Origin of the sequence: Streptomyces sp. NPDC007917 (assembly GCF_042959105.1) — a bacterium.
Taxonomy (GTDB): Bacteria; Actinomycetota; Actinomycetes; order Streptomycetales; family Streptomycetaceae; genus Streptomyces.
In genome coordinates this window covers 13,709-36,579 of sequence record NZ_JBIBKK010000034.1, presented here as the reverse complement: position 1 = coordinate 36,579, position 22,871 = coordinate 13,709, and the positions used below count along the sequence as shown (strand labels likewise).

Sequence of the window (22,871 nt, the reverse complement as noted above, 5' to 3'; positions counted from 1 at the left end):
TTCAGCGAGGTTCAGCGAGGTTCAGCGAGATTCAGAAGGGGGCCGGGTCGGCCGAGCGCGTGAGGACGAGCCTGGAGACCTCCGGCGCACGGCCGGGGCGGTCCCCGTCGACGACGACTTCGGCGGGCAGCGGATGGCCGAGGAAGGCGACGAGGCTGGCGTACAGGCCGTACGCGCCCACGTTCGGCACGGCGACCACATCGCCGGGGCGGACCGGGGGCAGGGGCGCGCTGCGGGCCCAGGTGTCCAGCGGTGTGCACAGCGGCCCGGCGACGAGGGCGTCAAGCGGCGCGCCCTGGCGAGTGTCCTCGGCGTTCAGCAGATGCGGGGACAACGGTGGCAGCCGGCGCAGCCCGGACATGCCGCCGAGGTGGTTGATCCCCGACTGCAGGACGACCACGTCCCGGCCGTGGGACTTCTTGACGTCGAGCACCTCGGTGACCAGTGCCCCCGCGGTGCCCACCAGATAACGGCCGGACTCGAACACCACGGAGGGACGGCCCTGGCGCCAGCCGGGCGCCTCCCGGTCGAGCAGGCCCTCCAAGGGCTCCCGCAGCCCGGTCAGATCCGCGGCGCCACCGGCCTTCGCGAAGGGCGCGGCGAAGCCACCGCCGAGGTCCCAGGTGTCCAGCCGGGCGCCGTGCGCGGACAGCGCGTCCGCCAGCCGGCGGGCGGTCCCCAGCGAGCGGGCGAACTGGCCCAGCAACTCGGCGACACCGGCCAGGTTGGTCCCCATGTACAGATGCAGCCCGGTGACGGCGGCGTTCGGCCGGCCTGCGAAGCCGCGGGGCTCGGCCAGCACCCACCCGGTGTCGGCCCCGAACTGGGAGGCCACGCCGGTCATCGCCAGGCCCTGGCCCGGCACGGGCTGGTCGTCGTTGACGCGTAACAGGCACCGGGCGGTGACACCGCGGCCGGCCGCGAGCCGGTCCACCTGGTCCAGCGCGTGCGGCGAGTCCACGGAGAACATCCGGACGCCGTGGCCCAGCGCGTATCCGACCTCGGCGTCGGACTTGCCCGGCCCGGTGTACAGCAGTTCCTCCGCGGGCCAGCCCGCCCCCAGGGCCGCGTCGAGCTCCCCGGTCGAGCACACCTCGGCCCGGGCGCCGCGGGCGCGCAACTCGGTCAGCAGCGCGGGGTGCGGATTGGCCTTCAGGGAGTAGAACAGGCCGGTCCCGGTGGGCAGGGCGGCCACCAGCGCGGCGTGGTTGCGCCGCACCTGCGCCAGGTCGTAGACGTAGGCGGGCAACGGCAGGCCCGCGAGTTCGGGCAGGGGGAAGACCAGCGGTGAGGGATCACTGAGGACGGGCATCGTGGGCCTCCAGGGCCAGCGCGGCCAGAGCCTTGCGGTCGACCTTGCCGTTGCCGGTCAGCGGCAGGGCGTCGAGCACCGTGCAGTGGGGCGGGATCTTGAACTCCTCGATCTGCTCCCGCATGGCGTGCAGCACTTGGGCGGGGGTCACCTCCCCGGTCACGAAGAGCAGCGCCGGCCGCGGCCCGTCGGGGGGCAGCAGCGCGGCGGTGCGCACCCCGGCCACCCGGCGGGCCGCCGCCTCGACCTCGGCGGCGCCGACCCGGAACCCGCTGGCCTTGTAGAGGTCGTCCCGGCGGCCGGTGACGTACAGGTACCCCTCGTCGTCGAGCCAGCCGTAGTCGCCGGTGCGCAGCTCGGGGAACAGGCCCTCCACGCGGTGGAAACGCTGCGCGGTGAGCTCGGGACGCCGCCAGTAGCCGCTCATCACATGCGGCCCTCGGACGGCGATCTCGCCCGTCGTGCCCGGCGGTTGCCGGTTGCCTTCGTCATCGATGACGAACACTTCGGTGCCCGGGAGCGCGCGGCCGCTGGAGCCTGGGCGCGCCAGGTCGCCGTCCACCGGCATGATGGTGGCGCGTTTGCACTCGGTCAGGCCGAACATCAGCTGAACGCGCAGATTCGGGCAGGCGGACCGCAGTTCTTCCAGGGTCTGCTGGGGCATGGCGGCCCCGGTGTTGGTGAGCAGCCGCAGATCGAGGTTGCGCTGTCCGGACCGGTGCAGCAGCCGCGCCAGCGCGTCGGCGACGGCGGGAACGGCGGGCAGTACGGTCGCCCGGGAGCGCGTCAGATGGGTGAGGAGCGGAGGGCCGATCTCGGTCGGCCGGCCCAGCCACACATGGGCTCCGCTGAGGGCGCCCAGGTACAGCTGGTACAGGCCGTAGTCGAAGGAGAGCGGCAGCGGACTGTAGACGGTGTCGTCCGGGCGGTAGCACAGGACCCGCTGGATCGCGGTGGCGGCGAAGAGGACCTGCTGGTGCGTGCTGACCACGGCTTTGGGGAGTGCGGTGGTGCCGGAGGTGTAGATCATGGAGACCGGGTCGACCGTCAGCCGGTTGACCGCGGGCGGCTCCCCGCTGTCCGCGTCAGCGGCGCGGTGGTCGCCGGCGAAGGCGTCCCGGACGAGGTCCCGGGCGTCGGCCGTGGGTATGCCCTTGTCCGCGGCGGACGCGAGGTTCGCCTCCTGGTCGCTGATCAGCAGCGCCGGTTCGCTGTCGTCGAGGATGTGGGCGAGCTGTGGCCCGCGTACCTGCTCGTGCAGGAGGGAGAGCACCGCGCCGGCGCGGGAGGCCGCGTGGACCACGACGGGCACGAGAGGCGAGTTGGCCGCGCCGACCAGGACCCGCTGTCCGGGGAGCACGCCCGCTGCGCTGAGCCGGGCGGCCACCCGTCGGCTGACGGAGGCCAGTTCGGCGTGGGTCAGTGTTACATCGCCGCAGGTCACGGCGGGGCGATGGGGCCACTGCCGAGCGGCTTGGTCGAGGATCTCATGAACCAGGGAGGGTGCCGGACCGCTGTTCAACGTGTCTCCTCACGAGGTAACGGCTCCGCCGCCGAGGTGGCGAGCCGGGCCGACCGCCGGACGATCCGGCAGATCGCGTCGATGTGGTGAAGGTTCTCGGGTACGAGGTCGTCGGCCGGGAACTCGATGGCCAGCTCGCTCTCCAGGCGCTCGATGATCTCCACGACGCGGAAGGAGCTGAAGCCCGGGACATCGGTCAGCGAGGCGCCCTGGAGCAGCGGCTGCGGATCCGTTCCCAGGACCCGCGCGGCCACCTCCGCGACCGTCCGGCGCTCCCGCTCCCGCTCCCGCTCTGAGAAGACGCCGGCGCCGGTGTCCGGCTCCGGTGCGGGAGCCGGGGGCGGGGCGGCGAACGCGGCCCGGTCGGCATGGAGCAGTTCGGCGAGCCGGTCCGTGAGCCCGGCGGGTTCGGCCCGGCCGCGGTCGACTCGTCGAGAGGCCAGGTACACCTGCTCGGTGAAGGCCTCCCAGGCGGCCGACTGCTCCTGATGGGCGGTCGGGAGAGCGCCCTGCTGTGCCTGTCCTTGCTGTGCCTGCCCGCCGAGGAACGCGGCATGCAGCTTCCGGGAGCGGGCCAGCAGCCACGTCTCCAGGGTGAGTCTGCGCAGGGCGACGGCCCGCTGCGGATGGCGTGCGTAGGCGTCGGCGTAGCGGTCCACCGAGTCCGGGGGCGCCAGTTCCCGGCGCGCCGTGACGTCGGCGGGCGGGGTCGGCACCGCCACGAGCTCGGCGGCCACCGCGCACCCGGGCAGGTCGGCGAGGTCGCCGCTCGGCACGTGCCAGGTGCCCGGACGGGCACTGCCCCACGGCGTCTCGTTGAAGTAGTTGTCCTCCACGGTGACGGTGTCCCGGTCGCGTGCGAGCAGCAGGAAGCTGTGCTCGATGTGCTGCTTGCGGTAGTAGGGCACCCAGGGCAGATAGTAGGCGTCCGCGACGAGGAAACAGGCGGGGCCCGGGTCGATCAGGTCGAGCGGGCGGTCGTGGGAGATCGTGCGCGCGGAGAGACCCAACTGTCCCTGCGCGTCGGCCAGGTGCTGCCTCACGGTGCGCTCGACCGTGGGCAGCCCGTCCGGTCCGGGGGAGGGCTGGAATCTGAGGACGGCGCCGAGGCGCAGCCCCGCGCCCTCGCCGTACCGGCGCTCCGCCAGCGCGGCCAGATTGACCTGGATGCAATCGAATAGATGGGCTGATACCGGGCTCATTGGGCGGCTCCTGTTGGGAGAACCAGCGCGTTTGTGATCCCTGAGCGGTGTGTTCAACTCCGCGGTGCGGGCTCTGCGGGCTCTGCGGGCACGGCGTGGCCGCGAGTGGCGTCCGGGGGAGCGGCGTCCGGGGGAGCGCCGAGGAAGGCGTCGAGGAACGCGTCGAGGTGGTGCAGCACCCGGGGAAAGTGGGCCGGCTGGAACACCTCGAAGTGGCCGCAGTCGAGGTCATGGACCGTGAGCCGGGGCGCTCTACGCCTCCAGCAGGCGATCTGGTGCGAGCGCTCCTCGCCCTGACAGGCCAGCAGCAGTGTGCTGCCCGGGTATCCCGGGGTGGCATGGTGCACGGCGGACGCCGTCAGATGGGCCGCCGCGGTCCTGGCCGCGCGCTCCCCGGCCTCGGGGTCCCCGGCATCCTCGGGCGCCGGGGAGCGGTGCAGGATACGCGCCAGCAGTTCATCCCGCGCCGTATGACAGGCCGACCAGGGTTCGGCGAAGCTGTCCACCATGACGACCGACGGCTCCCGCCCCTCCCGGGCCAGCCGACAGGCGAGTTCCCAGGCGAGGACGCCGCCGAGCGACCAGCCGATCAGCAGGTCCGGTGGGGCGGAAAGGCTCCGGAGGAGGCGCAGATAGCGGTCGGCCATCGCATCGACGGAGTCGTCCGGCAGCTCGCCGGCGTCCAGGCCGGCCGCGCGCACACCGTGCACCGTGCCCCGGTGGCGGGTCAGATGCGCCACAAGCCCGAGGTACTGCCCGAGCGAGCCGCCGGAGGGGTGGAGAAGCACGGTGGTGAGGGGCTGTGGCGTCGGTCCCCGGCGGTACGAGGTGAGAAGAGGCCGCCGGGTTTCGTGTAATCGGCCGTCGGCTGCCGCCATGGGGTGACTCCTTTCACAAGGGATTCGGCACGCAGAGGTGTCCGTCGCTTAATGCGGCGGTCATGGAGGTATAGGCGTCATCGGACCCGCGTCATGGGCAGCGACGCACCACGGCAGCATCCATAACCCAGCGAGAATGAAATCCACTGAGTAGCTTGCCGCATTCAAGCGCGCCCCGATGAACTCCCGGGGAAAAGCAAGCGAAAGTCACACGGCGCGGCAGCGCCGCCCATGTCTGTGACTGGCCGCGAAAAAGGGGCTGTGAACTGCGGGAACCGGAGCAATCAACACAGGGGGCCCAGCAGCTTTCGCGCTCGGAACTCCAGGCGTCCACACATGCGCACGTCGAGCGTGCGTATGCCTGCGACCTGTACGCGCACGATGTCTCCCCAGGTTTTGACTTCACTGTGGCGGGTCTTACACGTTGCACGGTGAAGCAGTTCCGGTTCGAACGGCCACATCCAAGGTCACATCCGTCGGATCTTTCTGTCAACCGGTCATGGATGAACGCATGATTTCCCTAGACTGCGCTTCGAGCGCATTTCCGCATTGACTGGCCGGATCCGCACGGGGTGGTCGTCGGCGACGTCGAAGGAGTACACCGTCACGAGGGCACCGCCCTGGCGGCCGACCAGGCCGGGCTACCCGTTGACAGGGCACTCAAGGAGCGACCCCGCCATCCCGGTTCCACAGACCACCATCACCCTGATGCTGCTCCGCGCCTCGCAGATCGTCGGCAGCACCTACCACTGCGTCCGGATAACCGACGGCCTGCGCAAGGCCGGGGAGGAGGAGAGGCGCATCACCGCCGTGGCGACGTGGCAGGACGCCCCCTACTTCACCGACGCCGAACGCGTCGTGCTGGAACTCGCGGAGGCCGTCCTCACCCCGAACCCCTTCGCGGAGCGCGTCTCCGACGAGCTGTTCGCCAGGGTGTCCCGCCACTACGACGACGAGGCGATCTGGCACCTCACCATGGCGCTGGGCCACCTCAGCCTGTTCATCCCGGTCGCGCTCATCGGCAAGCCGGTCCCCGGCAGACCCCCGGGAAAGAACTACACCCATCACTGTCGTTCGGCAGCGAGCACCAGGTCGTGGACCATGAAGTGGAGTTGCACGTCGTCCATCGACTCCGTCCACAGCCCCTCGGCGTCGAGCACGGAGGCCGCGACCATCCGTGCCTCGGCGACGAGTTCGGGATGGTAGGTAAAGCCCGGCCAGGGAAGGACGGGTAGCCGTTCTCCTCGCCGAACCGCCGAACCCGCTCGATGCCGCCCAGGACGGCGTGCGGGAGCGACTCGTTCGCCCAGGACCACAGCCAGGTCTGTTGGGCAAGGCTGACGCTGCCGATCACCGTGAGTCGGCCGATGAGGAATACCTCTCCGTCGCGCGACCATGTGATCTGCGCGTCGTCCATCGACCAGTCGTACTGCACGTCCCCCGACAGCCCGAAGCGCTCGACCATGAGGGCCTGCCGCGAGCGGGCACGCTCGCGAGCTGTGGCCACGACCGCTTCCCAGTCGGAGTGGTCATGCTTCGAGCGGTCGTCCACCTTGCCTCCTCGTACAAAAACTGTCAGCAGGATCCTCCCATCCCGGCTTCTGGCCAGGACTTCCGGGCTCGGACAGAAGATCCGCATGTCGCTCATCCCTCGTGCGGTCATCTCCGCTGAACTCCGGTCAAGTTCGAGTCGCGTTCGACGCCCGGATCTTGAATGACAAGCTCAGACGCTCAACGAGTTCGCCGACGGCTTCCTCACCGCCCCGGGGGGCCTCTGGCCACTCGTCAACACTTGTCCACCAATATTGCCGAGGAGTGCCTGGGTAGCGTGGCAGGAGGTGAACATGCAGGTGAGGCACCTGATCCCCGACCACAGCTGCATAGACGTGTTCAGCACCTGCAACGTCCCGAAGGGCTCGGGCGGCCGCGGAGTTCCAGCGCCCCATGTGCCCGGCTTCCTCATCAGTAAGATCGGCAAGCCCCGCCGCGTGCCGACGCGGTTCCACCAGTAGGTGTCCCAGGTAGACCTCCTCCGACTGCCCAGGAGCCCGCGGAGACAGGTGCGAGACCACCACAAGGTCGTCCTCGTGGACCGGCCCTCCAGGCATCAGTGTGGAATCCCTGTGTTTCCGGCAGACGAAGCAGTCCCCCGCCCGTTGAACCTCACGTGTCATGGACTCAATAGTGACCGATCCGCCGCTTCCGGCCTACGCAAACGCCGGTGCAGCTGACGGTACGTAGCCGCCAGGGTGCCGAGGGGCCGCCGCGGCGGCGCGCAGGTACTCGCGTCGGGTGGTGACCGTACGTCATCGTCGCCGATGTCGTCCGACGAGCGGTGGCGGGCGTGGCGGGTCGGGGGCGCGACCGACGACGTTCTGGGGCGGGGCGAAGCTGCTCAGCGCAGTACGGCCGCCAGCAGGTCGGTGCCCAGCGCCGTCAGATCGGGCAGGTTGAGGGTGTAGCGGACGTATCGGCCGTGCCGCCGGGCCGTGAGCAGGCCCGCGCGGCGCAGGACGGCGAGGTGGCGGGAAACCTCCGGGGCCGAAAGTTCCCAGACATGGGCCAGTTCACCGGTGGTGTGGGGGCCGCGGGCCAGGGTGCGCAGCAGCCGTAGCCGTATCGGGTGTGCGAGTGCCTCCAGCCGTAGTGTGACCGTCTCCAGCGATACCGGCTCCGATGGACTCGGCTCGGCCACGGGGTACTGCACCACCGGCTGCCACCCGGGCGCGTGGACCACCACCAGGTGCGGGCTGCCGAAGACGCTGGGGATGAAGGTGACCCCGGCGCCGTGGGCGGCGGTCGCCTTGTCCTGCAGCTTGTCCACGATGATGCAGTCGCCGTCCGGTGCCAGGGTGACGGCGCCGGAGACCGATGCGAGTGCGGCCCCGGTGCCCTGGCGCTTCAGCAGGTCGTTCTTCAGACGCAGGTCGGTGGCGAGCCGCACGGCGACGCCCGTCCAGGTGGCGTCGAAGAAGGCCTCGGCACACTGCTCGAGGGTATGGCGCACCCGCGCCCGCACCGCGGCCGGGTCCGCGAGCAGCCGTTCCGCGAAGGCCTCTTGCCGTGCGCCGCGGGCCTGGGCCAGGTCCAGGGCCCGCTCGCGCGCGGTGGCGTCGGTGAGCGGGGACCGGGCGGCGAAGTGGATCCGGTTGCCGCCGCACGTGGTGACGAGCGCGGCGGTCACATACGTTTCGTCGTCGATCCGGTCCACGTCGTCCAGCTCCTCGGCGAGGGTCGGCCGGGGGCGGGCGGGGAACAGGAAGTCGGCTTGTGAGGAACGCCAGAGGAACTCCGCCTCCCGCAACCGCTCGGCCAGCTCCGGCCGCAGCCCGGCCCACACGTCCGCGGCCCAGCCGGCGTGCTGCGGATGGTGCCCGGGTTCGGCCAGCACGTGCAGCATCGCGGTCAGCTCGGCCAGCGGGGAGGCGGCGAACCGCAGTCGCTCGGTGGGCAGGCCGCTGATGTCGATCCTCAACGTCACCCCTCATCATCACTGATCGGACGGACGGCGACGGCGTCGGTTGACGGTATCCGTCAACCGACGTGCCCGGCCCGGTCGCCGAACGCACCGTTTGACGCCATGGCGACCACCACCAAGATCCAGCCCCGCGCCCTCGTCCGCGCCTCCGGAGGCCCCCGCTATGCCCTCGCCCTGGCCGTGGACGCGCTCGGCACCGGCCTGCTGCGGCCCTTTCTGCTGCTCTACGGGGTGACCGTACTGAGGCTGTCCGCGCCGGTCACCGGCACCGCCATGACGGTCGGCGTCGTCGCGGGTCTGGTGTGCATGCCCGCGGTGGGCCGATGGCTGGACCGGGGCGCACGCAGCACGGTCGTGGCAGCGTCGATGCTGGTGCGGGTGGCGGGCGTGGCGCTGCTGCTGGTCACCCCGGCGGGGCACGTGTGGCCTTTCGCGATGGCGGCGCTCTTCCTCGGCATCGGCAACCAGGCTTGGCCGGCCGCCCACGCCGCTCTCGTGGCGACGGTCGCCCACGGCCGGGAACGCGACGCCGCCCTCGCCGGAGGCCGCGCCCTGCGCAACGCCGGCCTGGGCGTGGGCGCGCTCCTCGCCACCGCATGCCTGGCGGGCGGCACCACCGCGTTGCAGGCGCTGGCAGCCGTCACCGGCCTCGCCTATCTCGCCGCGGCGGCCCTGGTGTGGTCGGTCCATCTGTACGCGCCTCCGGCCGCTACCCCGGCCAAGGACAGAGACGACGAGCCCGCACCCCGGATGGGCGCACTGCTGGCCGCCAACGTGATCTACGTCTTCTGCCTCAACGTCCCCGAAATCGCGCTCCCTCTGGTCCTGGTGACACAGCTGCACGCATCCCCGGTGTGGTCGGCGGCCATCTTCGTGGCCAACACGGTGCTGGTGGTCACCCTGCAGGTTCCGGTCACCGTCCTGATGTCCCGCTTCTCCCGGCGAACCGTGCTGGCTCTCGCCGGTGTGGTACTCACCGCGTCCTACCTCGGCTTCCTCGCGGCCACCTCACTGGGACACGGCTGGGGCGCCCCGGCCGTCGCCATGGTGGCCGTGGTCTGCACCATCGGCGAGATCATCTACGCCGGCAGCGCCACCGCGCTCGTCACCGCCCTCGCCCCGCCCCATGCCATGGGACGCACCCTCGCCCGCTTCGAGCTCTCCACGGGCTTCGGCCTCGCCGTCTCCCCGGCGGCCATCACCACTCTCGCCCCGCACGGCCCGGCCGCCCTCTGGGGCAGCCTCGCCGCCGCGACGCTCGTGTCCGCCTCCGCCATTGCCACCGAGAAGGAGCGAGGAACGCGGCTCAGCGGTTGCTACCGCCGGGCGCGAGCAGGCTCATGAGCTCGGCAACCGTTCTCAGGGCGGGAGTCCCCGAGTCCTTCGAACTGGTTCACCGCGACGAAACGGCACCGCACAAAGCCCTCGCCGTCCCGTTTCCGACGCCTTGATCGGCGGCGCGAAGGACGGCTGACGGCCACGGACGGGGCGCCGAAGCCGGCCATTGTCGGCTCGGCTACTCTCGGCGCCACTGACGTTCACTCTGCGATCCGGGCACACTACAACCGGATCGTCACCCGGGAGACGCCACCGCATGAATACGCCACCATCGCCGCCCGGAGCGGAGCGGACTCACGGATCAGCCGTCCAGATCGGCGCTCTCGTTCCGCTGACCCGGCCTGGCTGGGCCGAGGCAGGCCGACACTTGCTCGCTGGACTCGAACTGGCCGTTCGCGACGTGAATGGCGCCGGCGGGATCGTCGGAAGGCCACTCGAGTTGGTGGTCCGGGACACCGCGGCTGATCCACAGAGGGCCGCGGCGGCCGTAGACGAATTGGCTCACCTGGGCGTGGCTGCCCTGGTGGGGGAGTATCACAGCGTCGTCGCTCGCGCCGCTGCTGCCCGGGCCGACGCCCTGGGCCTGCCGTTCCTCTGCTCGTCAGCGGTTCTGGACGCGCTCACCGAACAGCCAACGGAATGGGTCGCGCGCCTCGCCCCGGCGCAGTCGCACGGCTGGCAGATCTACGCGGACTTCCTCCTCAGCGCGGGCCACAGCCGCATCGCCGTAGCGGCCGAGCCGAGTGTCTACTGGGCATCTGGAGCCGGCATTCTGCGGGACTACCTCACTCCACGCGGCGGCACCGTCATCGAACTCGACATGCGCGCGCTCGCCCCCGCGGCGGTGTGCGACGAACTCGTCGACCATCGCGCGACAGCCCTCCTTCTTCTGGTCGGCCACCCGGAGCCGGCCGTGTCGATCGTCAAGTCTGTCCGCCGCGACCGGCGCCTCGCCGAGACCATGATCGGTGCTCCGGCCGGGCAACCGGAGTTCGCCGAATGGGCGACGTCGCTGGGCGACGACAGCGCCGCGATCCCGTTCTTGCGCTACCTGCCCGAGCGCCTGACCCCCCTCGGCGCACGAGTCGGGACGGCCCTGCGCGAGCGGCTGGCCGAAGCGCCCTCCTTCGTCGCCTTCGAGGGCTACGATGCGGTCGCCGTCCTCGCCGATGTGCTGCGCTCTCACGGTGCGGACCGGGCGCACACTGCCGAATCCTGGCCGCGCGTCGCAGTCGAAGGCACCCGCGGGCAGATCCAGTTCTCCCGCACGCCAGGCATCAGCGTTTGGCAATGGGCGTGGGCGCCGGTCCAAGTCGTTGATCGAGATCCGGCAAAACCCGATCGCTTCCGGATCCTCCACGCCAGCTGAGAGAACACGCAGCGCTCCACGGGCCGGGCCTTCCTGTGGCCGCGGACCATGTCGGCTGCGCTCGGGTTCCAGTTCAGGGCCGGAGCTGTCCGTAAACCATGATCTGGAACGAGACGCAAGCGAGGACCCTGTGCGGCTGCGGCCTGTGGCCGACGTTCATGCCGGGACGCCGTGGATGCCGTGGACCGAATACCGGTGCCGGCCCTGTCGGTTTCGGCGGCAGCGGCTCGGCCCCGCCCTCCCCTCATCGCTCGCCGGCCACGACGGTGGCGATGATCTTCCCCACGGCTGCGGACAGCATGGCGTCGTCCCGCTCCTCGCCGGCCCAGGCCACGTGCCCGTCGGGGCGGATCAGCGCGGCACGCGGTTTGCTCCAGGCGGCCGGGGGCCGGTCGAGCGTTCCCGCATGGACGGCGAGCCCCGGCAGCGCGCGGTGGCCGAGTGAGCCGTCGGCCGTGAGGTCGAGCAGAAGGTACGCGTCCGGGTGCAGCAGGGCGAACAGGCCGTTGTCGGTGCCGGTGAAGGCCAGGTCGGGGGCGCGGGTGCCGGTGAGCGGGTGGGCTGTCGGGTCCGCTGTGGGATAGCTGACGGCGAGCGCGGTGAGCCGTTCGGACAGCGCGCGGCTGAAAGCGGGTTGGGTGGCGACCATCCCGCTGAGCAGTGAGCGCAGGTCGAGGCCCTCGGGCGTGAACGTGGTCATCAGAGCGGTCTGGGCGCGGCTGTGTTCCGCCAATTGGGCGCCGACCGGGTGCCGTTCGGCGTGGTACGTGTCCAGCAGGCCGTCCGGGGCCCAGCCGTTCAGTGTCGCGGCCAGCTTCCAGCCGAGGTTGTGTGCGTCCTGGATACCGACGTTCATACCGACTCCTCCGGCGGGGAAGTGCTGGTGGGCGGCGTCGCCTGCCAGCAGAACACGACCGCGCCGGTACTCGGCGGCCAACCGGGTGGCGTTGCCGAAGCGGGAGAGCCACGACGCATCGCGCATGCCGAAGTCGTCGCCGGCGATGGCGATGGTCTTCTGTCGCAGCTCCTCCATCATGAGATCGCCGGGCCACTCGCTGGTGAGGCTGTCGGGGCTGACACCGACGATGCGGAACCGCCCGCCGGGCAGCGGCGCGACCATCACCCCGCCCCGGAGGGTGAAGGCGCTGAAGCCGGGCCGCGGTGGGTTGTCGAGGGTGACGTCGCCGAGCCAGCCGAGGACGGTGGAGGGCGTGCCGGGGAAGTCGATGCCGCCGGTGGTGCGTACGGTGCTGCGGGTGCCGTCGCAGCCGACGATGTACGCGGCCTTGATCTCGTACGTCCCTTCCGGCCCCTGCACCCGTACGGTCACCGACTCCCTCGTCTCGGCGAACCCGGTGACGCGATGCCCGCGCACGATCGTGACCCCCAGCCCGAGCGCGTGCGCTTGGAGCAATTCCTCGGTGCGGGCCTGCGGCAGGGCGAGGGTGTACGGGAACGGGGTGTCCAGGTCGTGGAAGTCGAGCCGGTCGTCGAGCATGGCGAAGTGGCCGCCCGGAATCGGCAACCCCTCGGCGAGGAACGGCTTGTGCGCCCCGCGTGAGGCCAGGACCTCGATGGTGCGCGGGTGGATGGTGAGCGCTTTGGAGCGCTGGTCGATCTCCGTGCGCTCCTCGACGACGGTGACCCCGATTCCCCCCAGCCGCAGTTCGGCGGCGAGCCAGAGCCCGACAGGGCCGCCCCCGGCGATGACGACGTGCTGCGCTTCCATGTGCCCGAATCCTTCTTGGTCGGTGACCAACAATTCTGTCCGCAGTAAACTAGGTCAATGACCAAGAGGCAAATGGGTGACCGCCTTGAGCCCGGCACGGTGATCCGTACCGCGCTGGAGCTGCTCGACGAGAAGGGCCTGGACGCCCTGTCCACGAGGGCGGTCGCCGACCGGCTCGGCGTACGGATGAACACCGTGCTGTGGCATGTAAAAACCAAGGCCCGGATGCTGGAGCTCATGGCGGACGCGATCGTCGGCGAGATCCCGTTCGACGACCTGCCGGCCTCGCCGGACCTGCGCGCCGGGGAACTGGCCCGGCGTTACCGCCGCGCCCTGCTCGCCCACCGCGACGGCGCCGCACTCGTGGTCGGCACCTACGCCGCCGAACCCCACACCCTGCGCCTCGCTGAAACCCTCGTCGCGGCACTCCTGGAGGGCGGTCTGAACGAGCGCGAGGCCGCTTGGACCACATGGATGATCAGCTACTTCACCCTCGGCCTCACCCAGGAGCAACAGGCGGCCGAGCGCCGGCCCCTGGACGGCCGTCTGGCGAACGTGGTCTCCGGCACGGCCCACCCCGCCCTCCACCGCGTCCTCGACCATCTCTCCCCGGGCTCCTTCGACGAGCGCTTCGAGTTCGGCCTGGCCGCGATCCTCGCCCGGCGGTGAGCGGAGCCGAGGTGGCGTGGTCGGCCGCAGGCGCGGGGCGGCGGCGCCTGCGGCGTGGCGCCCGCCGGGTCCTGCGCATGTGCAGGCAGTCGAGGACACGGTCCGGGGACACGAGCAGCCCGGGTGCGTAAAGGTCAAGGCGCGCGGGTGAGCGCGCCGATGGGCGACCCGACAGTGGAAGCCCCAGGCCGAGACGGTGCGCCGCCGCCTCGGTCGGGCGGCCAACTCTGCGAGTGATCGAAGACCGGCGTCTGGACCGAGCGGGCCCAGACGCTTCTTTCAGGGCGGTCTGGCCCCCGGCACGTGTGTGGTCAACGGAGTCGACGTCGGGCACCGCGCGGTGGTCCGGCCCGGCCCGGCCTGGACGAGGGAGTGCTGAAGGCGGAGAGCGTACCGCTGGGCAAGCCGATGACCAGTTACAAACCCGTGCCTCATCGGGGCGTCTTCCGCCCACCGACCCGCGCGGCACGCCGCCCGGCGGTACGGTCAGGCGGCGTAGCCGAGCAGCGCGGGGTCGGCCGGGGCCGAGGCGCGGGCCACGGTCGCGTGCATGGGGCGGGCGGTGCGTACGGTGGCTGCGACCTGCGAGCGGTTCCGTGCGAAGACGACAAGGCGCAGCACCGCGAACCGCGCGGCGCCGGCGAGTGCGGAAGCGGACAGGTAGACGACCTGCTCGAGCACCGCGCCAGGCGCCGCGACCAGCTGTTGCAGGGCAAGCATCGCCACGCAGGTCACCACGTACGCGGCCGCCGCGGACCCGGCCGACTGCGCGTGCTGGCGCAAGGTCGCGCGCCCGCCCCCGCCGAAGGTGAAGCGGGCGTGCAGCTCGGTGGCGAGGAGCGTGGAGACCGCGGTGATGAGGGCGTTGGCCAGGACCCAGGGAATCCAGGAGGCGAGGGCCGTCACGGCGAAGCTGGACGCGATTCCCACCCCGCCGCCGCAGAGCACGAAGCGGGCGAAGGCGGTGAAGGCGCCCGGTATCGCCTGCTCCTGGCTCTGTGCTGTCTCCATAATCCGACCCCTTTGACGGCTCACTCCGCGAAACGCGCACCCCTCGGCCTGCGAGGCGGAGAGGTGCGCTACCCGTGGTGCCATGATGGCACATGAGTGGCGCCATCGCGAGTCCATTCATGGCGCCACCTTGTCGCATGTGGCGCCACGACGTGGGTGAGTCGTGAACGTGCAGGTCAACGACGCAGCGCAGCTTCGATACGCCTGTGTGTCCTCGACCTGGGGTGCAGGCTTGGACGGTCGGCAGGCCGGAGTCCGGCCCGGCGTCGCCCGGACGTATTGCTCGGCGGCCGCGGCTAGGACCACGACAAATGCCGCCGCCTAGTACGGGAGCTCGGCGTGAAGCCATTGATCGCCCGGCGGGGCACCGCGCACGGCTCCGGGCTCGGCAGGCAACGCCGGGTCGTCGAGCGCGCGTTCGCCCACCTGCACTGGTTCCGACGCCTGCGGATCCGCTGGGAGATCCGCGATGACATCAACGAAGCCTTCCTCACCCTGGGATGCGCGCTGATCTGCTGGCGACGCCTGAACTCAGTCCGATAGGGGTTTTAAGGCTGCTGGGGAGCGGCGGCAAGGATTGCGGCCAGCATGGAGCGGGAGGTGCGAAGGGCCTTGATCTCTTCGGTCATCCGCTCGTGTTCTCAGCGGATGCGTCGCACGGTCTCCACGTCTACTTCGGTGAACACCCGATAACCGCTGGGCAGCCGTTTCGGGGCGAGAAGACCTTGCCGCTCGTAGTAGCGCAGCAGCCGTTCGTGCACGCCGGCGCGCTGGACCATGTCCTTCATCCACATATGCAGGACTGCTTCCTGGCGCCTTGACTCTGACACCGGTGTCAGAGTCTATCGTCCGGGTGCGAGATTCGAACAGGCACTTCATCAGGGCGATTTCCATGTCATCTCAAGAGCAGACTGAACACCAGGTCGGACACAGGCGACCCAACGGACCGACACGCAGGGGAACGCTGTTGTCTCACGAATCGACGGCCGTGGTGCTCGGCGGTGGCGGACTCGCCGGGATCGGCTGGACCATCGGGGTGCTCGCCGCGCTTGAGGAGTACGGCGTGCTCCGGTTGGACTCCGTCGACCACGTGATCGGGACATCGGCCGGCGCCGCCGTGGCGGCCGCCGCGCTCCAGACTGGATCGGCGGGCGTCGAGTACGACAAGGCGGTGCGCAAGACTCGTCGCAACGACGAGCTTGCCCCAGCGGTAGCCCTGGCCGACGTGATCCCGGACGTCATGGCCATCCACGGCAGTGAGGACTCCGCGGCGGTGAAGACCGAGCGTCTCATGCGGCTGTCCCGGGAGCGCTCCGGAGTCGATCCGTCCCGGCGCCGTGCCGCGATCGCCCGACGGGTCGAGAAGGACTGCTGGCCGGGAGGCCGGCTCGACATCACCGCTGTGCGCGCTGACGGCGGCAGAACCGTCTTCACCAGCGAATCGGGGGTCGGTCTGGTGGACGCCCTCACTGCCAGCTGCGCCGTCCCCGGGTTGTGGCCGGTGGCCCACATCGATGGCGAGGACTACATCGACGGTGGAACGTTCTCGCTCACCAATGCCGAACTCGCCCGCGACGCCGACCACGTGATCGTGCTCCAGCCGATGGCGGAGTTGCCGGCATACGCGACCGCGGAGCGTCAGCAGGTCCTGAACCGTGCCGTGGTGATCCACCCGTCCGAGCGGGCTCGCGCCGGATTCGGCTCCGACCCGTTCGACCCCGATGTGCGGGGCGTGGCCGCCGTACTCGGCTACGAGGACGGCCTTGCGGCCGCGCTGGCCGTGACCTCGCTGATCGGGAAGTGAGCTCCGCGGACAACGCATCGATGGAGGTGCGGGTGGACTCCACACGACGAGCGGCTGGTGCCGGATGAACTGTGGGAGTTGTCCGGGCGGGTGGTACCGCCGGCGCCGACGAGACCGCAGGGTGGACGAGACCGCACGGTGGTGGGCGGCGCCGGTACGGGGACCGGGAGGTGCTGGCCGCGATCGTGTTCGTGGCCACGTCAGGGTGCACGTGGAAGCAGTTGCCTGCGTCGTTCGGGCCGTCGGGGCCGACCGTGCACCGGAGGTTCACGGAGTGGAGCCGGGCCCGGGTCTGGGCCAAGCTCCACCGCCTGGTCCTGGACGAACTCGGCGCGCGCGGCGAGCTGGACTGGAGCAGGTGTGCGATCGACTCGGTGAACATGCGGGCGCTGAAAGGGGGAGCTGGCAGGTCCGAATCCTGCTGGACCGGGGACCGCCGACCGCTCGCGCCGGGGACCGCGCCGACGCCGGCCTGCCGAGCTGCACGCCGACAAGGGCTACGACTACGACCACCTGCGCAGATGGCTCCGCAAGCGCGGCATCACCCACCGCATAGCACGCAAAGGCATTGAATCCTCCACCCGGCTCGGCCGACACCGCTGGACGATCGAACGCACCATGTCCTGGCTCGCCGGCTGCCGCAGACAGATGAGGCCAACTCTTAACTCTCTCGGCCGTCCTCGACCACCTCCACCCGCGGTGTTCGCAGGCTTCTCGGATCGACGCGCAGCGCGCGCCGGTCTGTGCTCCGTATCGCGATGAGGTCCTCGTCCCACCGTGCTTCGCGCAGCTCGGTGTCGGTGAGCAGCAGGTCCGCATCGTCTCGCCCGGTGGCGGCCAGGTGGCCGACGAAGCCGAACGGCAGCCGCTCAACGCGCCGTCCCGGCCAGGCGGCGGCCGTGCGTGCTGTGAGTCGGGGAGGTACGGGCTTCGTGGTCCAGTAGTCGGCGAAGGAGTCGCGTCCGCCCCAGGCGTACTCCACGTCCCAACCGTCCCAGTCCGATGCCATCGCCCGTCGCCGCGCGTGGCAGTCGAGGTAGTGGACGTCCGGCGGGTCACAGCTGTAGTTAGCGGCATCGGCGGGCGACCAGATCGAGGCCGACACCGCAACAGAAGCCACCGTCCAGAAGACCGCGGGCACGGCCGTCGCCCACGCGGGTGCCGCCGCGAAGCACCGCCTTGCCGAGGCGCACACGGTCGGTCGCGTCGGCGAGATTCCACATGCCCCACTTCTCCCCCATGACCCAGCGCGTGCCGTCCTCAGCCCGCAGGGCATACACCGTCCAGCACCCCATGCCCGCACGATAGAGGAATGGGCAGGCCGTGCCTCCATCAGGCGAGCACCACATGGGATGACCTCTAAGTGCGGTCCGGCAGACCATCGCGGCGTAGGCTCCCGTGCATGCACAGCACCCTGACGGAGCACGCCCGGTGCCTTTACGGGGATGAGTATCGATCCACGCCGGAGTGCGAGCTCGAACACCGTGAGCACTACTTCGTCGAGGAGTTGACGTTCGCTGACGCGGATTCGATCCTCGCCATGCTTCGTGAGCTCTGCCCCCATGTGGTCGATGGCTACCTGCCGGTCTGGATTCGGAATCTGGCCTATCGGCTGGTGCTTTTGCAGCGGCCGGAGGAGCCGGCGCTGCTGCGGGAGGCGGCCGAGAATCTGTGGATGCACGGCCCGGACTGGGACGACATCGCAACTGTTCTGGCAAAGCGAGCCGACGCTCTGGACGCGGGCTGATCACGGCCTCCTGGACGAGACAGAGGCGTATCGATGCGACGGTGACGGTGCCAGGGGAGACGTAAGCCCCTTTGCCTGTCGTACCTTTCAGGCCCGGGATCACCTGACGGCCTGTCGCCCCCTGGCCAGAGGTAATCAGCAGGGCCAGCGGGCTCCCGTGGATCACCGTCCGCTGATGGGCCCAACGCCCGCCCCGGCCCGGCTCGCTGGCAGCCCATCAGGCTCCCTCCGTGTTGTGGTCCGGCAGGCCCTGGGTAACCGCGTCGGCGCCTCGTGACGGCCAGTCGGGGGCGGGGTCTTCGGCGAGCAGCGGCCGGAGGGCGCCGAGAACCGCGCCGATGCAGACGTCGCGCAGTTGGGTGCGGGTGCAGGTCTCGTGGGTCAGCCAGTCGACGCAGAGGACCTGGACGAAGACCAGCCAGCTCTTCAGGACGCCGGACACGGCCTCTCGGGCGCTCTCCTCCGCGAGCGGGAGTACGGCCAGCAGCCGCGCACGGAGCGTGTCCAGCTCGTTCGTCATGATCGTCTGGATCACGGGGTCGCCCGCGAGGACCCGGTTCGCGGTGAGGACCGCGTTGCGGTTGGCCACGAAGTAGTCGAGGTGGACGTCCATGCCCTGGATGAGCTGTTCCACCAGGGAGTCAGCGGGGTCGAGCCGCGTCTCGGCGAGCAGCCGGTCCGCCGCCTGCTGGTAGACGGCTGCGAAAAGAGCGTGCTTGCTGGGGAAGTGACGGTAGAGCAGGGCTCGGGAGACACCGGCCTGTTCGGCGACATCCTCCATCAGCACATCGGCGTAGGGGTGTGCGGCGAAGAGCCGTGCGCCGACGGCGAGGAGCTGGGCGCGGCGCTCGGCGGGGGTGAGTCGCTGGCGAGGAGGCACGAACGAAGCTTAGTTGACATGAGTCAACTAGACGCCCAATGTAGTAGTAGACGTGTGTCAACTAAGCTCGGGCAAGACGGCTTGGAGGGGTTATGGCCATGGCTCTGCGCACACTCACGCAGCTGATGGGCTGGGCGTGCGTGATGATCGGCCTGTTCCATGTGGCACTCGGCAACGCGGCGATCCCCGGGGCCGGTTCCGCCGGTGCGACGGTCGACAGCTGGGGCCGGTTCATGGGAGCCAGTTTCGTCGGCTACGGGCTGGCCTGGCTCTGGACCGCTCGGCAGCGTCCGATCCCGGCTCGGGCGGTGCGGTGGCTGGCCGGCGTATTCCTGCTGGGCGGCGTGGGCCGGCTGCTCTCGCTCGCCGCGCACGGCTGGCCGCAGTGGTTCCAGATCGCACTGGCAGTGATCGAGCTCGGCCTGCCCCCGGTCTTCTTCTGGCTGGCCGACGCAGGGGAGCGGACCCTGCGCGGCGACGGGGAGGCCGTGCCCGCCGGGCGTTGAAAGCACCCGAGCTCGACCGGATCGAACGTTTGGGCGGGGAAGCTGACGCTGCCGGTGGGGGATTGCGTGGTCGTCGACACCTGGAGCGCGGGTACGTCACTGCCACCCATAACGACCGTGGCCGCTGCGGTTCATCACGAACACCGCGACGGTGACGGCGACGGCGACGGCCGCCAGGTCGACGTCGACCATGGCGGGCAACCCGGACCGCGGCAACCACGGCGCGGGCGCGCTCGAGGAAAGAGCCGATGAGGTCGGGGCCGGCAGCGTGGAACGCCCGTGCAATGGCCTTCCACTCCTCGCGCAGCTGCGGGAGCGGTCGGGCCGCCGGCTTGGTGGGGCGGGTCGTTGGCCGGGCAGCGGCCATGTGAGGAGCGCGCCCTCTGCGGCTGCCGGGAGGCGCGGCCGCGCCGCTGCGGTGACGACGCCGCGCTGTGGCGGAATCCGGCCCAGCATTGCCAGGGCTTCGTCGTCGTCCATTCGCGGCACCGTCAGTTGGCAAGCGTTGTCGAGGGCGAGCCGTTGGCGACTGGTGCGGCCGACAACAGCAACGCGTCCGTCGCCGGCGTCACGGGCGGTCAACAGGCCTGGTAACACGGCCTCTCCCTCGGCGACATCGACTACCTCAGATGGAAGGGCCTGTGCGGTCATCCGGCGGCGCCGCGCCCGCTCGTCTGGAGTGCGTCGGCGGTCTGTGTCCGGGGGAAGGCCGGCTGGAAGGCCGGCCCCTTTGGTGACACCCGCTCGGAGAGGGGTCATTCGACCGTGGGTACGGCATGGTCCAGGAAGGCACGGGCGGCCGGGGCGCAGTCGTCGACAGAGGCCACGGCAAGGGCGAGGGTCCGCGGGGTCGGCGGGTCCAGGGGACGGGTGACCGTGCCGCCGAGGTCGGTGGGCAGGCCCAGGGTCGGCACGATGCTCACCCCCAGGCCCGCGTCCACCATGGCGATGACGGCCGACAGCTCGCCGGCCTCGAAGGCGACGTCGAGTACGGCCCCGGCACGGCGCACGGCGTCCAGAACCACTGGTCGGCAGCCGCCCGTCGACAGGATGAACGGCTCGCGCGCCAGCGCCGCCACCGCGACGGTGCCCGCGTCGACGAGCGCATGGCCGCGCGGCAGCAGCGCGGTCATCGCGTCGGTGGCCAGCGGGACGGTGTGCAGGCCGGGTGCCGGGAGGGTGACCACGCCGACCTCCGCGGCGCCGCGCCGCAGCCACTCCCGTACCTCCCGGTCGTACCCCTCCATGAGGCTCACCCGCACCTGCGGATAGCGGTCGGTGAACGTGCGCAGGCGGGAGGCGATCAGCGTCCCCGTGGCGCTGGGCAGACTCGCCAGCCGCAGGGGTCCCGTCACCTGTCCGACGGTCTGCGCCACATCCGCGCGCACCAGGTCGAAGTTGCGTACGGCCTCCCGGCCGCGCGCGACGGCGCGCCGCCCGGCCTCGGTGAGGACGACACCGTCCCGGCGCCGCACCAGCAGCTCCGCTCCCAGGTCCTCCTCCAGCGCGGCGACCGCTCGGCTGACGGCGGGCTGTGACATGCCGATCCGCTCCGCCGCGGCGGTGAAGCCGCCGTGCTCGGCGACGGCCAGCAGCACCCGCAACTGCGACAGCCTCAATTCTCCCGCCTCCCGCGTCCAGACCGGGCGGCCGACCAGCGCCTATGCCGACCGGCTCATCTCACCATCCCCGAAAGGATATTTGACGGGACCTCCACCAGAACAGGAAGGTCATGGTCATCGATGAGAACACGATCCCGGAGGCGTCATGCCAGCGATCCCCGTCACCCGCAACGCCGTCGATGTCGACGGCCTTCCCGCGAGCTTCCTCACCGCGCGGAGCGCGCCAGGTGCGGACGGCCCGCTTGTCCTGCTGCTGCACGGCACCTACTGGAGCCGGGTGTGGCTGCCGGTGCTGGCAGACCTCGCGGCGGCCGGGTTGCGGCCCGTCGCCGTCGACCTGCCCGGCCTCGGCCGCTCGGCCGGCGAGCTGGACGCCGACTCCGCCACCGTGCCGTCACTCGCCGCCTGGACAGAGCGGTTCGCCGCCGCCCTCGGCGCGAAGGAGCCACTGCGGATAGCGGGCCACGACATCGGGGGTGCCGTCGCGCAACACCTGGCGGTCGGTGGGAACACCGAGGTGGCCCGGCTGGCCCTGGTCAACTCGGTGACCTACGACTCGTGGCCGGTGCCCGGCGTCGCGCGCTACCGAAACCCCGACGTGGTGGCGGCCACGACCGTCGAGGAACTGCTCGGCTCCCGGCGCACGGCGCTCACCACCGCCCTGGGGCGCCCGGCGAGTGAGGAGGAGATCGCCGAGTACCTCGATCCGTGGCACAGCCCCCGCGTCGGGCGGTCCTGGATGGCGCTGGCGGGCGCTGCGGACAGCCGCTACACCCTCGACCTGGTACCGGCCCTGCGCCGCTCCGAACTGCCCAAGCTGCTGGTGTGGGGAGAAGACGACGGCTTCCAGGACGTCGCGTACGCGGAACGTTTCGCCGCCGAGATGCCGCATACCCAACTCGTGCGCATTCCCGGCGCCGGGCACGTCCCGATGGAGAACGACGCCGTGGCGGTCGCCCGCGCCCTGGCCGGATTCTTCGCCCCGGGCGCGTAGCGTCCCGGGGGTTCGACTGAGCTTTCCGGCCCCTCCGTTCCGGGACTACCCATGCTCAGGCCACGCCCCCCGGCGGCCCCGCGCCGTCCGGGGCGGACTGCGGGGCCGTGTCCACCACGGGTCATCGGCCCAGCATGCCGCGCAGCAGCTCCACGAACCCCTTGCGCAGCGCCGCGCGGTCGGGCACGGCGGCATGGTCTGCTCCGGCGGCGCAGAGGAACATCAGCCCCTCGCACCAGGCGGCGAGCGACTGGGCATGGCGTCGCGGTTCGGCGGATCCCAGGTCCGTCAGCATCGTCTCCAGCGGCTCCCGGAAGCCGCGCCCGGCCGTGTCGTAGAACTCCCGCAGCTCGGGTCGGCGGGTCGCTTCCAGGGCCAGTTCGTAACGGGCGATCAGCAGTTCGGGCTGACCGGTCAGCGTGCGGTGCAGGGCGAGGGCGAGGGCGCCGGCCACCGCGTCGAGCGCGTCGCCGTCCTGGCCGCCGGCGGTGCTGAGGGGGCTGCCGCCCGGGTGCGGCATCTCGTCCGGTGCGAGTACCCGCGCCTCCCGCTCGGCCAGCCGTCGGACGGCCGCCGTGAGCAGGGCGGCGCGGGTGCGGGCATGGTTGGAGGTCGAGCCCTGGGGCAGCCCGGCCGCCTCGTCCACCGCGCGATGCGTCAGGCCCCGCATGCCGCGCTCGGCCAGCAGCGCGAGGGCGGTGTCGGCGATGAGCTCGGCGCGGGATCCACCGGCCGCGGCGGCGGGGGTCTGATCAGCGGTCATGGTGCCCAACCTATCCTCCCAACTACAGGTGTAGTAGCTTGGCGGTT

General features: G+C 70.9%; 21 protein-coding genes and 4 pseudogenes. 10 read left to right on the top strand and 15 right to left on the bottom strand.

Annotation, left to right across the window (positions count from 1 at the left end):
- Positions 1-31: 31 nt before the first annotated feature.
- The 4 genes from ACFZDL_RS41080 to ACFZDL_RS41065 are packed head-to-tail and all read right to left on the bottom strand — an operon-like array spanning position 32 to position 4,914.
- Positions 32-1,312, bottom strand: coding sequence for a type III PLP-dependent enzyme (locus ACFZDL_RS41080; protein ID WP_353596282.1), 1,281 nt, complete (start codon positions 1,310-1,312; stop codon positions 32-34).
- Positions 1,296-2,834 (bottom strand): class I adenylate-forming enzyme family protein, encoded by a 1,539-nt coding sequence (locus ACFZDL_RS41075; RefSeq protein WP_353596283.1) that lies wholly within the window; start codon positions 2,832-2,834, stop codon positions 1,296-1,298. Before ACFZDL_RS41075 ends, ACFZDL_RS41080 begins: the two co-directional genes overlap by 17 nt.
- A complete protein-coding gene (locus ACFZDL_RS41070) occupies positions 2,831-4,036 on the bottom strand; it encodes an acyl carrier protein (protein ID WP_353596284.1) in 1,206 nt (401 codons plus the stop codon). The genes ACFZDL_RS41075 and ACFZDL_RS41070 overlap by 4 nt, the downstream gene beginning before the upstream one ends.
- A 53-nt stretch (positions 4,037-4,089) precedes the next feature.
- The gene (locus tag ACFZDL_RS41065) at positions 4,090-4,914 is read right to left on the bottom strand and encodes an alpha/beta fold hydrolase (protein ID WP_353596285.1); all 825 of its coding nucleotides are present in this window, start codon (positions 4,912-4,914) and stop codon (positions 4,090-4,092) included.
- Between the two features lie 708 nt (positions 4,915-5,622).
- Between ACFZDL_RS41065 and ACFZDL_RS41060 the strand changes: the two genes are divergently transcribed.
- Positions 5,623-6,120 carry a carboxymuconolactone decarboxylase family protein gene (locus ACFZDL_RS41060; RefSeq protein ID WP_391193914.1) on the top strand — a complete coding sequence of 166 codons (498 nt, stop codon included), beginning with the start codon at positions 5,623-5,625 and terminating at the stop codon, positions 6,118-6,120.
- A gap of 34 nt (positions 6,121-6,154) precedes the next feature.
- Here ACFZDL_RS41060 and ACFZDL_RS41055 read toward each other — a convergent pair.
- The 3 genes and pseudogenes from ACFZDL_RS41055 to ACFZDL_RS41045 all read right to left on the bottom strand — a co-directional run.
- Positions 6,155-6,379 (bottom strand): annotated as a pseudogene (locus tag ACFZDL_RS41055) (DUF6882 domain-containing protein); the annotation flags it as partial.
- 214 nt (positions 6,380-6,593) lie between these two features.
- A complete protein-coding gene (locus ACFZDL_RS41050; protein ID WP_391193912.1) occupies positions 6,594-7,022 on the bottom strand; it encodes an HIT domain-containing protein in 429 nt (142 codons plus the stop codon).
- A gap of 287 nt (positions 7,023-7,309) precedes the next feature.
- On the bottom strand, positions 7,310-8,395 hold the full coding sequence (locus tag ACFZDL_RS41045; RefSeq protein ID WP_353596288.1) for a DUF5937 family protein: 1,086 nt from the start codon (positions 8,393-8,395) through the stop codon (positions 7,310-7,312).
- Between the two features lie 99 nt (positions 8,396-8,494).
- On the opposite strand from ACFZDL_RS41045, the gene ACFZDL_RS41040 reads away from it, so the two are divergent.
- Complete coding sequence (locus ACFZDL_RS41040; protein WP_353596289.1) at positions 8,495-9,736, top strand: MFS transporter; 1,242 nt, start codon at positions 8,495-8,497, stop codon at positions 9,734-9,736.
- Positions 9,737-9,986: 250 nt separating this feature from the next.
- On the top strand, positions 9,987-11,099 hold the full coding sequence (locus ACFZDL_RS41035) for an ABC transporter substrate-binding protein (RefSeq protein WP_353596290.1): 1,113 nt from the start codon (positions 9,987-9,989) through the stop codon (positions 11,097-11,099).
- 244 nt (positions 11,100-11,343) lie between these two features.
- Here the strand turns inward: ACFZDL_RS41035 and ACFZDL_RS41030 are convergent, their stop codons facing one another.
- Positions 11,344-12,828 carry an FAD-dependent monooxygenase gene (locus tag ACFZDL_RS41030; protein WP_353596291.1) on the bottom strand — a complete coding sequence of 495 codons (1,485 nt, stop codon included), beginning with the start codon at positions 12,826-12,828 and terminating at the stop codon, positions 11,344-11,346.
- Positions 12,829-12,885: 57 nt separating this feature from the next.
- Here ACFZDL_RS41030 and ACFZDL_RS41025 point away from each other — a divergent pair, with 57 nt between their 5' ends.
- Complete coding sequence (locus tag ACFZDL_RS41025) at positions 12,886-13,497, top strand: TetR/AcrR family transcriptional regulator C-terminal domain-containing protein (RefSeq protein ID WP_353596292.1); 612 nt, start codon at positions 12,886-12,888, stop codon at positions 13,495-13,497.
- Between the two features lie 486 nt (positions 13,498-13,983).
- On the opposite strand, the gene ACFZDL_RS41020 is transcribed toward ACFZDL_RS41025, so the two are convergent.
- Positions 13,984-14,508, bottom strand: a complete 525-nt coding sequence (locus ACFZDL_RS41020; protein WP_353596293.1) for a hypothetical protein — start codon at positions 14,506-14,508, stop codon at positions 13,984-13,986.
- 249 nt (positions 14,509-14,757) lie between these two features.
- On the opposite strand from ACFZDL_RS41020, the pseudogene ACFZDL_RS41015 reads away from it, so the two are divergent.
- Positions 14,758-15,051 (top strand): annotated as a pseudogene (locus tag ACFZDL_RS41015) (IS5/IS1182 family transposase); the annotation flags it as partial.
- A gap of 101 nt (positions 15,052-15,152) precedes the next feature.
- On the opposite strand, the pseudogene ACFZDL_RS41010 reads toward ACFZDL_RS41015, so the two are convergent.
- A pseudogene (locus ACFZDL_RS41010) lies at positions 15,153-15,302 on the bottom strand (MerR family transcriptional regulator); the annotation flags it as partial.
- A gap of 173 nt (positions 15,303-15,475) precedes the next feature.
- Between ACFZDL_RS41010 and ACFZDL_RS41005 the strand changes: the two are divergent.
- Complete coding sequence (locus ACFZDL_RS41005) at positions 15,476-16,312, top strand: patatin-like phospholipase family protein (RefSeq protein WP_353596294.1); 837 nt, start codon at positions 15,476-15,478, stop codon at positions 16,310-16,312.
- 54 nt (positions 16,313-16,366) lie between these two features.
- Positions 16,367-16,966 (top strand): annotated as a pseudogene (locus ACFZDL_RS41000) (transposase); the annotation flags it as partial.
- Positions 16,967-16,973: 7 nt separating this feature from the next.
- On the opposite strand, the gene ACFZDL_RS40995 reads toward ACFZDL_RS41000, so the two are convergent.
- Together ACFZDL_RS40995 and ACFZDL_RS40990 are read right to left on the bottom strand one after the other, a co-directional pair.
- On the bottom strand, positions 16,974-17,321 hold the full coding sequence (locus tag ACFZDL_RS40995) for a hypothetical protein (protein WP_353596295.1): 348 nt from the start codon (positions 17,319-17,321) through the stop codon (positions 16,974-16,976).
- A gap of 58 nt (positions 17,322-17,379) precedes the next feature.
- Complete coding sequence (locus tag ACFZDL_RS40990; protein WP_353596296.1) at positions 17,380-17,607, bottom strand: hypothetical protein; 228 nt, start codon at positions 17,605-17,607, stop codon at positions 17,380-17,382.
- A gap of 107 nt (positions 17,608-17,714) precedes the next feature.
- Between ACFZDL_RS40990 and ACFZDL_RS40985 the strand changes: the two genes are divergently transcribed.
- Positions 17,715-18,059 (top strand): hypothetical protein, encoded by a 345-nt coding sequence (locus tag ACFZDL_RS40985; RefSeq protein ID WP_353596297.1) that lies wholly within the window; start codon positions 17,715-17,717, stop codon positions 18,057-18,059.
- Positions 18,060-18,276: 217 nt separating this feature from the next.
- Here ACFZDL_RS40985 and ACFZDL_RS40980 read toward each other — a convergent pair whose 3' ends face one another.
- Complete coding sequence (locus ACFZDL_RS40980; RefSeq protein WP_353596298.1) at positions 18,277-18,939, bottom strand: TetR/AcrR family transcriptional regulator; 663 nt, start codon at positions 18,937-18,939, stop codon at positions 18,277-18,279.
- 92 nt (positions 18,940-19,031) lie between these two features.
- Between ACFZDL_RS40980 and ACFZDL_RS40975 the strand changes: the two genes are divergently transcribed.
- Positions 19,032-19,445, top strand: a complete 414-nt coding sequence (locus ACFZDL_RS40975) for a DUF4345 domain-containing protein (RefSeq protein ID WP_353596299.1) — start codon at positions 19,032-19,034, stop codon at positions 19,443-19,445.
- Between the two features lie 755 nt (positions 19,446-20,200).
- Here ACFZDL_RS40975 and ACFZDL_RS40970 read toward each other — a convergent pair.
- Positions 20,201-21,064: a LysR family transcriptional regulator gene (locus tag ACFZDL_RS40970; protein ID WP_353596300.1), complete on the bottom strand. Its 864-nt coding sequence runs from the start codon at positions 21,062-21,064 to the stop codon at positions 20,201-20,203.
- Positions 21,065-21,212: 148 nt separating this feature from the next.
- On the opposite strand from ACFZDL_RS40970, the gene ACFZDL_RS40965 reads away from it, so the two are divergent.
- Positions 21,213-22,061, top strand: coding sequence for an alpha/beta hydrolase (locus tag ACFZDL_RS40965; RefSeq protein WP_353596301.1), 849 nt, complete (start codon positions 21,213-21,215; stop codon positions 22,059-22,061).
- A gap of 121 nt (positions 22,062-22,182) precedes the next feature.
- On the opposite strand, the gene ACFZDL_RS40960 is transcribed toward ACFZDL_RS40965, so the two are convergent.
- Positions 22,183-22,824 carry a TetR/AcrR family transcriptional regulator gene (locus ACFZDL_RS40960; protein WP_353596302.1) on the bottom strand — a complete coding sequence of 214 codons (642 nt, stop codon included), beginning with the start codon at positions 22,822-22,824 and terminating at the stop codon, positions 22,183-22,185.
- Positions 22,825-22,871 lie beyond the last annotated feature (47 nt).

Coding starts and splice junctions, on each gene's coding strand:
- ACFZDL_RS41080 (WP_353596282.1), bottom strand. CDS start 1,312: ATGCCCGTCCTCAGTGATCCCTCACCGCTGGTCTTCCCCCTGCCCGAA.
- ACFZDL_RS41020 (WP_353596293.1), bottom strand. CDS start 14,508: ATGGAGACAGCACAGAGCCAGGAGCAGGCGATACCGGGCGCCTTCACC.
- ACFZDL_RS41060 (WP_391193914.1), top strand. CDS start 5,623: ATGCTGCTCCGCGCCTCGCAGATCGTCGGCAGCACCTACCACTGCGTC.
- ACFZDL_RS41070 (WP_353596284.1), bottom strand. CDS start 4,036: ATGAGCCCGGTATCAGCCCATCTATTCGATTGCATCCAGGTCAATCTG.
- ACFZDL_RS41065 (WP_353596285.1), bottom strand. CDS start 4,914: ATGGCGGCAGCCGACGGCCGATTACACGAAACCCGGCGGCCTCTTCTC.
- ACFZDL_RS40995 (WP_353596295.1), bottom strand. CDS start 17,321: ATGGCATCGGACTGGGACGGTTGGGACGTGGAGTACGCCTGGGGCGGA.
- ACFZDL_RS40965 (WP_353596301.1), top strand. CDS start 21,213: ATGCCAGCGATCCCCGTCACCCGCAACGCCGTCGATGTCGACGGCCTT.
- ACFZDL_RS40990 (WP_353596296.1), bottom strand. CDS start 17,607: ATGGGGTGCTGGACGGTGTATGCCCTGCGGGCTGAGGACGGCACGCGC.
- ACFZDL_RS40960 (WP_353596302.1), bottom strand. CDS start 22,824: ATGACCGCTGATCAGACCCCCGCCGCCGCGGCCGGTGGATCCCGCGCC.
- ACFZDL_RS41025 (WP_353596292.1), top strand. CDS start 12,886: ATGACCAAGAGGCAAATGGGTGACCGCCTTGAGCCCGGCACGGTGATC.
- ACFZDL_RS40975 (WP_353596299.1), top strand. CDS start 19,032: ATGGCCATGGCTCTGCGCACACTCACGCAGCTGATGGGCTGGGCGTGC.
- ACFZDL_RS41050 (WP_391193912.1), bottom strand. CDS start 7,022: ATGCCTGGAGGGCCGGTCCACGAGGACGACCTTGTGGTGGTCTCGCAC.
- ACFZDL_RS41040 (WP_353596289.1), top strand. CDS start 8,495: ATGGCGACCACCACCAAGATCCAGCCCCGCGCCCTCGTCCGCGCCTCC.
- ACFZDL_RS41035 (WP_353596290.1), top strand. CDS start 9,987: ATGAATACGCCACCATCGCCGCCCGGAGCGGAGCGGACTCACGGATCA.
- ACFZDL_RS41030 (WP_353596291.1), bottom strand. CDS start 12,828: ATGGAAGCGCAGCACGTCGTCATCGCCGGGGGCGGCCCTGTCGGGCTC.
- ACFZDL_RS40985 (WP_353596297.1), top strand. CDS start 17,715: ATGCACAGCACCCTGACGGAGCACGCCCGGTGCCTTTACGGGGATGAG.